The sequence below is a fragment of the Massilia sp. 05N420 genome (assembly GCF_056397205.1).
This window is the reverse complement of record NZ_JBFTMX010000054.1, coordinates 43073-53688: the sequence shown is the minus strand read 5'-3', so window position 1 is coordinate 53688 and position 10616 is coordinate 43073. Positions and strand designations below refer to the sequence as shown.

At 63.4% G+C, this 10616-nt stretch carries 11 protein-coding genes and 1 tRNA gene; 5 read left to right on the top strand and 7 right to left on the bottom strand.

What is annotated here, in order from left to right; all coding sequences use genetic code 11:
• Positions 1–96: 96 nt before the first annotated feature.
• Complete coding sequence (gene pheT / locus AC1DIX_RS24905) at positions 97–2520, bottom strand: phenylalanine--tRNA ligase subunit beta (RefSeq protein ID WP_477328052.1); 2424 nt, start codon at positions 2518–2520, stop codon at positions 97–99.
• Between the two features lie 44 nt (positions 2521–2564).
• Entirely contained in the window at positions 2565–3593 is a 1029-nt protein-coding gene (gene pheS, locus AC1DIX_RS24900) for a phenylalanine--tRNA ligase subunit alpha (protein WP_441934304.1), read from the bottom strand.
• On the opposite strand from pheS, the gene AC1DIX_RS24895 reads away from it, so the two are divergent.
• Complete coding sequence (locus AC1DIX_RS24895) at positions 3592–3729, top strand: hypothetical protein (protein ID WP_477249507.1); 138 nt, start codon at positions 3592–3594, stop codon at positions 3727–3729. The genes pheS and AC1DIX_RS24895 overlap by 2 nt on opposite strands.
• Before the next feature lie 3 nt (positions 3730–3732).
• Here AC1DIX_RS24895 and rplT read toward each other — a convergent pair whose 3' ends face one another.
• The 5 genes from rplT to AC1DIX_RS24870 form a co-directional block, all read right to left on the bottom strand.
• Positions 3733–4092 carry a 50S ribosomal protein L20 gene (gene rplT / locus AC1DIX_RS24890; protein WP_036228505.1) on the bottom strand — a complete coding sequence of 120 codons (360 nt, stop codon included), beginning with the start codon at positions 4090–4092 and terminating at the stop codon, positions 3733–3735.
• A gap of 20 nt (positions 4093–4112) precedes the next feature.
• On the bottom strand, positions 4113–4313 hold the full coding sequence (gene rpmI / locus AC1DIX_RS24885) for a 50S ribosomal protein L35 (protein WP_036228503.1): 201 nt from the start codon (positions 4311–4313) through the stop codon (positions 4113–4115).
• A 304-nt stretch (positions 4314–4617) separates the two neighbouring features.
• Positions 4618–5142: a translation initiation factor IF-3 gene (gene infC, locus AC1DIX_RS24880; RefSeq protein ID WP_441934458.1), complete on the bottom strand. Its 525-nt coding sequence runs from the start codon at positions 5140–5142 to the stop codon at positions 4618–4620.
• Between the two features lie 53 nt (positions 5143–5195).
• The gene (gene thrS / locus AC1DIX_RS24875) at positions 5196–7106 is read right to left on the bottom strand and encodes a threonine--tRNA ligase (protein WP_441934301.1); all 1911 of its coding nucleotides are present in this window, start codon (positions 7104–7106) and stop codon (positions 5196–5198) included.
• 235 nt (positions 7107–7341) lie between these two features.
• Positions 7342–7418, bottom strand: a tRNA-Val gene (locus AC1DIX_RS24870).
• Between the two features lie 163 nt (positions 7419–7581).
• Here AC1DIX_RS24870 and AC1DIX_RS24865 point away from each other — a divergent pair.
• The 4 genes from AC1DIX_RS24865 to AC1DIX_RS24850 all read left to right on the top strand — a co-directional run bounded on the left by AC1DIX_RS24865 (position 7582) and on the right by AC1DIX_RS24850 (position 10610).
• Positions 7582–8496: a cation diffusion facilitator family transporter gene (locus AC1DIX_RS24865; protein ID WP_441934299.1), complete on the top strand. Its 915-nt coding sequence runs from the start codon at positions 7582–7584 to the stop codon at positions 8494–8496.
• Positions 8497–8516: 20 nt separating this feature from the next.
• Positions 8517–8942, top strand: coding sequence for a PAS domain-containing protein (locus AC1DIX_RS24860; protein WP_477328051.1), 426 nt, complete (start codon positions 8517–8519; stop codon positions 8940–8942).
• 79 nt (positions 8943–9021) lie between these two features.
• Complete coding sequence (locus AC1DIX_RS24855; RefSeq protein WP_441934295.1) at positions 9022–10020, top strand: NAD(P)/FAD-dependent oxidoreductase; 999 nt, start codon at positions 9022–9024, stop codon at positions 10018–10020.
• Positions 10021–10103: 83 nt separating this feature from the next.
• Positions 10104–10610: a hypothetical protein gene (locus AC1DIX_RS24850; protein WP_441934293.1), complete on the top strand. Its 507-nt coding sequence runs from the start codon at positions 10104–10106 to the stop codon at positions 10608–10610.
• Positions 10611–10616 lie beyond the last annotated feature (6 nt).

Here is a 10616-nt window from a genome sequence, read left to right as displayed (position 1 = left end):
GCTCACCGTACCTGAGTACGGCTGCGCTTCTTGGCCACCATTGCTTCCGCTCGTTACGGTTTCTCGAATCCTCTTGAGGCACGTAGCCCCTCATCGTTAGGCGCGCAGTCTGGCGCCGTGTTGTTGCGCCGCCGATGCCAGCGCGGCCATGATGGCCTCGACCGCATCGTCCTGGAGCGTCGATTGAGTATCTTGCAAGCCAAAGCGGAAAGCAAGACTTTTTTCATCTTGCTCCAAACCCTTGCCGCGATATTCATCAAATAAAACAACGGCTTGCACGAGTTTACCATACGCGTTCGACGCCAGCTCGGCCTTGAACGCGTCGAGCAGCACCTGTGCCGGAACGTCCTGTTTCACCACCAGCGCGAGGTCGCGGGTTGCGCCCGGGAACTTCGAGATTTCGGTGTAGGTCGGCACCACGCGCTCGCGCAGGGCTTCGGCATCGACCTCGAACAGCACCGGCGCCTGCGGCAGGTCGTACTTCTGCAGCCAGCGCGGATGCAGTTCGCCGATGAAGCCGATCACCTTGCCATCCAGTTCCACCTGGGCGCAGCGGCCCGGGTGCAGGGCCGGGTGTTCGAGCTTGGCGAAGCGCAGGCTGCGCGGCGCGAACAGCGCTTCGAGGTCGCCCTTGACATCGAAGAAGTCGACGGCGCGGGTCGGCATGCCCCACTGCTCGTCGCTGGCCGGACCGTAGGCGATCGCGGCGACGCGCTTCGGCTGGTCGAAACCGGCGATCGACAGCGGACCGTCGACGGCTTGCGGATTGCGGTGGAACACCGCGCCCACTTCGAACACGCGCACGCGGCCGGCCTTGCGGTTGACGTTGTAGCGCACGTTGGCGACCAGGCTGCCGATCAGGTTCGAGCGCATCACGCTCATCTGGCTTGCGATCGGGTTCTGCAGGCGGATCGGATCGGTGTTGCCGGCGAAGTCGGCTTCCCACTGGCTTTCCACGAAGCTCATGTTGACCACTTCCTGGTAGCCGAGATCGGCCAGCTGGTGGCGGATCGCGAACAGCGAGCGCGTGTTTTCCGGCTCGATCAGCATCGCGCTCGGCGCGCTAGGGGGCAGCGCCGGAATGTTCTCGAAGCCGTACACGCGGGCGACTTCCTCGATCAGGTCTTCCTCGATCTCGATGTCGAAACGGTAGGACGGCGCGGTGACCGTGAAGCGGCCCGGCTCGCGCTCGAACGGCAGGCCAAGGCGGGTGAAGATGTCGGCCACGGTGTCGTCGTCGATCGCCACGCCGATGACCTTCTGCGCGCGTTCGGTGCGGAGTAGGACGGGCAGGCGCTGCGGGATGTTCACGATCTGGTCGTCGACCGGGCCGACCCTGGTGTCGGGCGTGCCGCAAATCTCGACGATCAGCGAAGTGATGCGCTCGATGCGCTCGCAGGTAGAAGCAAAGTCGACGCCGCGCTCGAAGCGGTGCGCCGCATCGGTCGAGAAGTTGAAGCGGCGCGCACGGCCCTGGATGGCGCCCGGCCACCAGAACGCGGCTTCCAGGTAGATGTCGGTGGTGTCCAGCGTGACGGCGGTGGAGTCGCCGCCCATGATGCCGGCCAGCGATTCGATTTCCTTTTCATCGGCGATCACGCCGACCCACTCGTCGACCTCGACGGTGTTGCCGTTCAGGAGCTTCAGCGACTCCCCCTTCTTGCCCCAGCGCACGTCGATGCTGCCGTGGATCCTGGCCAGGTCGAACACGTGCGAAGGCTGGCCGGTTTCCAGCATCACGTAGTTGGAGATGTCGACCAGGCTCGAGACCGAGCGCTGGCCGCTGCGTTCCAGGCGGCGCTTCATCCACTCGGGCGTGGCGGCGCGCGCGTTCAGGCCGCGGATCACGCGGCCGGTGAAGCGGCCGCACAGGTCCGGCGCGGACACTTTCACCGGCAGGACTTCGTCGATGCCGACCGGGACGATGCGCTGGGCCGGGAAGGTCAGCGGCGTGCCGGTCAGGGCCGACACTTCGCGTGCCACGCCCAGCACCGACAGGCAGTCCGCCTTGTTCGGGGTCAGCTTGATGGTGAACTTCTGGTCGTTCAGGCCCAGGTAGTCGCGGATATTCTGGCCGACCGGCGCGTCTTCCGGCAGTTCCATCAGGCCGCTGCTCTCTTCGGAGATTTTCAGCTCCTTGGCCGAGCACATCATGCCCTGCGACTCGACGCCGCGCAGCTTGCCGACCTTGATCTCGAAGGGTTTGCCGTCCGCACCCGGCGGCAGCACGGCGCCGGCCATGGCGCAGATCGCCTTCATGCCGGCGCGTACGTTCGGGGCGCCGCAGACAATATTCAGTAAGGTGCCGCTGCCGACGTCGACCTGGCACACGTTCAGGCGGTCGGCGTTCGGGTGYTTGGCCACTTCCTTGACCTCCGCCACCACGACGTTCGAGAACGGCGGCGCGACCGCTTCCACTTCTTCGACCTCGAGGCCGGACATGGTGAGCAGGTGGGCCAGTTCGTCCGAAGTCATTTTAGGATCGACCATGGAACGGAGCCAGTTTTCGGAGAATTGCATATTAGTTTGCCTTATCGCTGCTTGTCTTTTATAAGAGTTTCTTCTTAATTGAACTGCTTCAGGAAGCGCAGATCGCCCTCATAGAAGAGGCGCAGATCGTTGATCCCGTAGCGCAGCATGGTGAGGCGTTCGAGGCCGGAGCCGAACGCGAAGCCGATGAATTTTTCCGGATCCAGGCCGAAGTTGCGCACCACGGTCGGGTGCACCTGGCCGGCGCCCGAGACTTCCAGCCAGCGGCCCTTCAGCGGACCGGAACCGAAGGCGATGTCGATCTCGGCCGACGGTTCGGTGAACGGGAAGTAGGACGGACGGAAGCGCACCTGCAGGTCGTCGGTCTCGAAGAAGGCCTTCACGAAGTTCAGGTACACGCCCTTGAGGTCGGCAAAGCTGATGTTCTCGCCGATCCACAGGCCTTCGACCTGGTGGAACATCGGCGAGTGGGTGGCGTCGCTGTCGACGCGGTAAGTGCGGCCCGGCGCGATCACCTTGATCGGCGGCGTGTGGGTGCGGGCATAGCGCACCTGCATCGGGCTGGTGTGGGTACGCAGCAGCAGCGGCTTGCCCTGGCTGTCGTTGCCCTCGATATAGAAGGTGTCCTGCATCGAACGCGCCGGGTGGTTTTCCGGGCTGTTCAGTGCGGTGAAATTGGTCCAGTCGGTCTCGATCTCGGGGCCGTCGGCCACGTCGAAGCCGATCGAGCGGAAGATCTGTTCGACCCGCTCCCAGCTGCGCATCACCGGGTGGATACCGCCGGTCGAGCGGCCGCGGCCCGGCAGGGTGACGTCGATGCTCTCAGCGTTCAGGCGCGCCATCAGCTGGACGTTCGCCAGGTCTTCGCGGCGGGCGGTCAAGGCCTGTTCGATTTTTTCTTTGGCGGCATTGATCAGGGCGCCCTGCGCCTTGCGCTGGTCCGGATCGAGCTTGCCGAGGCCCTTCATCAGTTCGGTCACCTGGCCAGTCTTGCCCAGGTATTTCGCTTTTGCGTTTTCCAGCGCGGCGGCGTCTTGCGCGGCACTAAAATCGGATTGGGCCGAGACGACAAGTTCTTCCAGGGCGAGGTTTGCGAGATCCATGCTTGTTCTTTTCCTGTTCGATGGCGGGGAACGCCAGAAACAAAAACAGGGCATCGGTCGTGAAACCTTTGCCCCGTCCTTTGCGCGCCGGCGGTCTTTCAACCGCGCGACGCTGTACTTCTGCTTTGCAGGCTAGCGATTAAGCAGCCAGCTTTGCCTTGACGGTGTTCACGATAGCGGCAAATGCCGGCTTGTCGTTCACAGCCATGTCGGCCAGGACTTTACGGTCCAGTTCAATCGCGGCTTTCTTCAGGCCGTTCATGAATGCGCTGTAGGTCATGCCGTGCGAACGCGAAGCCGCGTTGATACGGGTGATCCACAGTGCGCGGAAGACGCGCTTCTTGTTGCGGCGGTCGCGGTATGCGTACTGGCCAGCGCGCATGACTGCTTGCTTGGCAATACGGAATACTTTGCTGCGGCGGCCACGATAGCCTTTTGCAAGCTCAAGAACCTTCTTATGACGGGCACGTGCAGTAACCCCACGTTTTACTCGAGGCATATTCGCTCCTTAGTGTGAGATTAAACAGCAGACGGCATCATGCGGTAGACGCTCTGGACGTCGGACGCATTGATGTTACGGGTGCCGCGCAGTTGGCGCTTGTTCTTGGTGGTCTTCTTGGTCAGGATGTGACGCTTGAACGCCATACCCGATTTGACGGTACCACCCGGACGCACGCGAAAACGCTTTTTCGCGGAGCTTTTGGTTTTCATTTTCGGCATAGTCTTCTGCCCTCTTAGAGGCAGCCTCATATGTAACAGGATTGCAGGTGGCAGCAACGCTGCTCTTGGATGCCTGCTTTCACTTGTTTCTGCAGCAGAAGCGAGTCCACTACAGTCTTGCATTCCTGCATCATTACGATACGGGAACCGCAGATTTTAGCATAGTTTTCGTTCCGTGGGCACAGCGTGCTCACGCCAAAAGCTTGCATATCAACAGCCCAGGCAGAATAGGCCAGGCCCGGGCAACAGGCGCACCTGCAGCCCGGGCCTGGCCCGGCTTGACTGTCTCAACGAGCGAAGTAGCTTATTTCTTCTTCTTCGGCGCGACCACCATGATCATCTGGCGGCCTTCCAGCTTCGGGAACTGCTCGACCTGGCCGTAGGGCTCCAGGTCGCCGCGCAGACGCTCCAGCATGCGCTGGCCGATGTCCTGGTGGGCCATCTCGCGGCCACGGAAGCGCAGCGTGATCTTGGTCTTGTCACCCTCTTCCAGGAACTTGATCAGGTTGCGCAGCTTGATGCTGTAGTCGCCTTCGTCCGTACCTGGACGGAACTTGATCTCCTTGACCTGGATGATCTTCTGCTTCAGCTTCGCTTCGTGCGCCCGCTTCTGCTCCGAATACTTGAACTTGCCGTAGTCCATCAGGCGGCAGACCGGCGGAGTCGCATTCGGGGCGATTTCCACCAGATCGACGTTCGCTTCTTCAGCCAGACGAAACGCTTCGGCCAGGCTCACAATGCCCAGCGGCTCGTTATCCACCCCGCTCAGACGCATTTCGGGATGGTTGATTTCGCCATTGATGCGATGTGACGACTTGTCAGTAGCTATGGTGTTTCCTTTAAAAGTTAATTAGATCGGGCCGTCTCAAGGCGCAAGAAAACTCACTTCGCCTTGGTTGCCACCTCGCTCTGGAGGCGTTCCAGCAGCGCATCGACGGACATGACGCCCAAGTCGACGTTGCCGCGCGCGCGAACGGCCACAGTATTGGCATCCCGCTCTTTATCACCGACAACTAAGATGTACGGCAGCTTTTGGACGGAATGCTCCCGGATTTTATAGGTAATCTTCTCGTTCCGCAAATCAGCGTGAACACGCAGGCCGGCCGCCTTCAGGCGGGCTTCCACTTCTTTCACATAGGAAGCTTGCGCATCAGAAATGTTCAAGATCGCCACCTGGACCGGCGCCAGCCACAGCGGCAGCGCGCCCGCGTAGTTTTCGATCAGGATGCCGATGAAGCGCTCCATCGAACCCACGATCGCGCGGTGCAGCATCACCGGCACCTTGCGGGTATTGTCTTCCGCCACATATTCGGCACCAAGGCGGCCCGGCATCGAGAAGTCGACCTGCATGGTACCGACCTGCCACGGACGGCCGAGGCTGTCCTTCAGGTGGTACTCGATCTTCGGGCCGTAGAAGGCGCCCTCGCCCGGCAGCTCGGTCCACTCGACGCCGCAGCCGCGCAGGGCCGAACGCAGGGCCTCCTCGGCCTGGTCCCAGACCTCGTCGCTGCCGATGCGGTTTTCCGGACGCAGGGCGATCTTGACATCGATGTTCTCGAAGCCGAAGTCCTCGTAGACCTTCATCGCCTGGGCGTGGAAAGCCACGACTTCCGGCGCGATCTGCTCTTCGGTACAGAACACGTGGCCGTCGTCCTGGGTGAAGCCGCGCACGCGCATCAGGCCGTGCAGCGCGCCCGAGGACTCGTTGCGGTGGCACTGGCCGAACTCGCCGTAGCGCAGCGGCAGGTCGCGGTAGGAACGCAGGCCGGCGTTATAGATCTGCACGTGGCCCGGGCAGTTCATCGGCTTGAGCGCGTAGGTGCGGTTCTCCGACTCGGTGGTGAACATGTTTTCGCGATAGTTGTCCCAGTGGCCGGTCTTCTTCCACAGCGACACGTCGATGATCTGCGGAGCCTTGACCTCGTTATAGCCGGTCACCTGGTAGGTATGGCGCATGTACTGCTCGACCTGCTGCCAGATCGACCAGCCCTTCGGATGCCAGAAGATCAGGCCCGGGGCCTCGTCCTGGAAGTGGAACAGGTCCAGCTGCTTGCCCAGCTTGCGGTGGTCGCGCTTCTCGGCCTCTTCCAGCATGTGCAGGTACTGCTCCTGCTCTTCCTTCCTGGCCCAGGCGGTGCCGTAGACGCGCTGCAGCATCTCGTTCTTCGAGTCGCCGCGCCAGTAGGCGCCGGCCAGCTTCATCAGCTTGAATACCTTCAGCTTGCCGGTCGAAGGCACGTGCGGGCCGCGGCACAGGTCGGTGAACTTGCCTTCCGAGTACAGCGACACGTCTTCGTTTGCCGGGATCGAGGCGATGATCTCGGCCTTGTAGTCTTCGCCGATGGATTTGAAATAGGCCACCGCCTCGTCGCGCGGCAGGACCTTGCGGGTCACCGGCTCGTCCTTCTTGGCCAGTTCGACCATCTTCTTCTCGATGGCTTGCAGGTCTTCCGGGGTGAACGGGCGCTTGTACGAGAAGTCGTAGTAGAAACCGTTGTCGATGACCGGGCCGATGGTGACCTGGGCTTCCGGGAACAACTCCTTGACCGCGTAGGCCAGCAGGTGGGCGGTCGAGTGACGGATCACATCCAGGCCTTCCGGATCCTTGTCGGTGACGATGGCGAGATCGGCATCGCTCTCGATCAGGAAAGAGGTGTCGACCACCTTGCCGTCGACCTTGCCGGCCAGCGCGGCCTTGGCCAGGCTCGGGGCTATATTCTGCGCCACCTGGGCCACGGTCACCGGGCCCTCGAATTGACGGCTGGAGCCGTCCGGAAGTCGCACATTCAGCATCTTGATCTCCTGTTCGGCGCCGTCGCGCCCGCAAAGTTGGGATATGAGTTGAAAAATTTGAAACGAAAAATATTTGGACGAAAAAAAACGCGCACCAGGCGCGTTTTTATCAGTGTTGTCGAGCTTCTCGAGACAAAAGACCACCGTACCGCGTCTAGCGATTCCCCCACAACTCAGTTGTAGTTCGCGGTGTCATAACCGTCGGTGCCTTTCTCGCTCTTACTGAAGAGTATTCTGGTGGGCGGTGCAGAATTCGAATCTGCGACCCCTTGGATGTCGACCAAGTATTCTAACCAGCTGAACTAACCGCCCGTATGCCGCCATTATAGGGGGTCGGCTGCAGTTGTGCAAGGCAGCACGGATGATGGGCATCTTATGCGCACGCCTGAGGTTCGCGGATCGCAGCTGCCGCGTGGGCACGCAGTGCCCACCCTACATGTATACTGCCGCCTGTTCATCTTTATAACGCATCCCAATGTCCGACCAGTCCGCCTCCTCCGCCCACCTGCACGCCCACCTCGACGGCGACGCCCGCCATGGCCACGTCATCGAAGGCCGTAGCCAGGCCGCGATGGGGCTGGCGCTGGGCCTGACCCTGCTGTTCGCCGTGATCGAGGCGGTCACCGGCTTCTTCTCGAATTCGCTGGCCCTGATCTCCGACGCCGGCCACATGACCACCGACGCCGCCGCCCTCGGCCTGGCGCTGATGGCGCAATTGATTGCGCGCCGGCCGCCGTCGAGCCGCCACTCCTTCGGCTTCGTGCGCGCCGAGGCGCTGGCCGCTTTCGTGAACAGTCTGGCGATGCTGCTGCTGGTCGGCTGGATCGTCTACGAGGCGGCCAAGCGGCTGGCCCATCCGGAGCATGTGCAGGGCGGCACCGTGTTCGTGGTCGCTACGATCGGCGCCTGCATCAATATCCTGGTGGCCTGGGTGTTGTCGCGCGGCGAGCAGAGCATCAACACCCGCGCCGCCCTCGTCAACGTGCTGGGCGACCTGCTCGGCTCGGTCGCCGCGATCGCCGCCGGCGCCATCATCCACTTCACCGGCTGGCTGCGGATCGACCCGATCCTGTCGATYTTCGTGTCGCTGCTGATCCTGAAATCGACGTTCGGCGTACTGCGCGAGTCCTACCACTTCCTGATGGAAGGCGTGCCGCACCAGATCGACTACCTGGGCGTCGGCGCCGACCTGGCCGCCGTGCCCGGCGTGCTGTCGGTGCACGACCTGCACGTGTGGGACATGTCGCCGGGCGAACCGGCCCTGATCGGCCACCTCGAGATTGCCGACCTGAACGCCTGGCCCGAGGTATTGCGCGCGGTGAAAGAGATGCTGCTGGCCAAGCATGGCATCGATCACGTGACCCTGCAGCCGGAGCCGCATAATCACTAAGCGATCGACACGGAGGACGCATGCAGACCCAACTCGACTTCCAGCAGATCGTGCAGGACCTGGGCGACTGCGTGATCGTGTGCGACGCCGCCGGCGTGATCGTGTTCTGGAACACGGCGGCAACGCGGATCTTCGGCTTTACCCAGGAAGAAGCGCTCGGCCGCTCCCTCGACCTGATCATTCCGAGCCGCCACCAGCAGCGCCACTGGGACGGCTTCCATCGGACGGTCGCCACCGGGAGTACGCGCTACGGCGGCGAGCTGTTGCGCGTACCGGCCCTGCACAAGGAAGGCCGGCCGCTGTCGATCGCCTTCACGGTGGCCCTGCTGCACGCGCCGGGCACAGTGGAAAACAGGCCGGTAACGGGCATCGCCGCCGTGATCCGTGACGACACCGAGCGCTGGAAGGCGGAGCGCGCCGCGCGGGCCGACCTTTCCTCTTCCTAGTGCTTGTCAGCGCCCTCCGACCCCATGCCGGGGCGCACGCCGATAGGCCGCGCGATGGGTGGATGCCGATAATCGGCACATGCCTATCCAAGATCAAGTCTACGACTGCCTCATCATCGGCGGCGGCCCCGGCGGCCTGACCGCCGCCATCTATCTGCGCCGCTTTACCCGCAGCGTCGCCCTGGTCGACAAGGGCAACAGCCGGCTGCGCCTGATTCCCGTGTCGCACAACTATCCGGGCTTTCCGGAAGGCGTGCCGGGCAACGTCCTGCTCGGCAATCTGTCGGTCCAACTGGAACGCTACGGCGGCAGCGTGATGCCGGGCGAGATCGTCGACCTGCGCATCGAGGACGGCCTGTTCGTCGGCGACTACGCCGCCGAAGATGCGCCCGAGGGCGAGCTCACCCGGATCCGCGCCCACACCGTGCTGCTGGCCACCGGCGTCGCCGATGGCGGCCTGCCGATCGAGAACTGGCGCGAAGCGATCGCCTTCGGTTCGCTGCGCCTGTGCCCCGTGTGCGACGGCTTCGACGTGATGGACAAGCGCATCGCGGTCGCCACCGCCGACACCAACCCGGTCGGCCACGCCCTCTTCATGCGTACCTTCAGCGCCGACGTGACCCTGTTCGAACGCGGCTCGGCCTCGATGCTGAACGATGAAGACAGGCGCCGCCTGGATGCCGCCGGCGTGCGCCTGATCGAATCGCCGCTGCTGTCCGTCACCTTGGACGCGTCGATGAAGCCGGTGCTGCATACCGAGGACGGCGAGGACTATTCGGCCGACGTGTTCTACCCGATGCTGGGCGAGAAGGCGCGCTCGAACCTGGCCGCGAAGCTGGGCGCCCGCACCGCGCAATGCGAGGAATTGCTGGTGGACGCGCACCAGGCCACCAGCGTGCCGGGCCTGTACGCGATCGGCGACGTGACCGTGGGCCTGAACCAGATCGCGGTGGCGACAGGCGGCGCGGCCAGGGCGGCGGTGCGGATCCACAACCAGCTGCCGCCGGCGCTGCGCCGGCCGCCCATTCGGCCGTCCCCCCTTCGGCCGGCTTCCGGCGGTCCGGCGCAGGCGGGATGAACGGCTTCCTGACGGGCAAGGTGTCGATATAATAGTGTCAAGCCGCGCCCGCCCCGGACCGGCATGACAACGTCGACGAGCCCATGAAGAAGACCTTTCCGTCCCTGCTGCTGATCGCCTCCACCCTGTCCGGCGCCGCCTTCGCCGCCGATGATGCCGCCATCCTGAAATGCCGCGCCATGGCCGAAACCGCGAAGCGGCTGGCCTGCTATGACGCGATTCCGGTCGACTTCGCCGCTCCCCCTGCCGCCCGGCCCTCCGCACCGGCTGCCGCGCCGGTGGCGGCCGCCACTGCCGCACCGGCCGCTTCGACCGAGCAGAATTTCGGCCTGCGCCCGGTGGTCAAGAAGCAGAAGGATGCCGAACCCTCGGCCATCCACAGCAGCGTGGTAGGCCGCTTCGACGGCTGGAGTCCGGGAACGGTCTTTACGCTCGCCAATGGACAGGTCTGGAAAGTCACCGACGATGCCGACGCCGTGCTGCCGATCATGCAGAACCCGAAGGTCGAGATCACGCGCGGCCTGCTGGGCGCCTACTTCCTGCAGGTCGAGGGCCATACCAACAGCGCAAGGGTGGCACGGGTCAGGTAAGGCCCG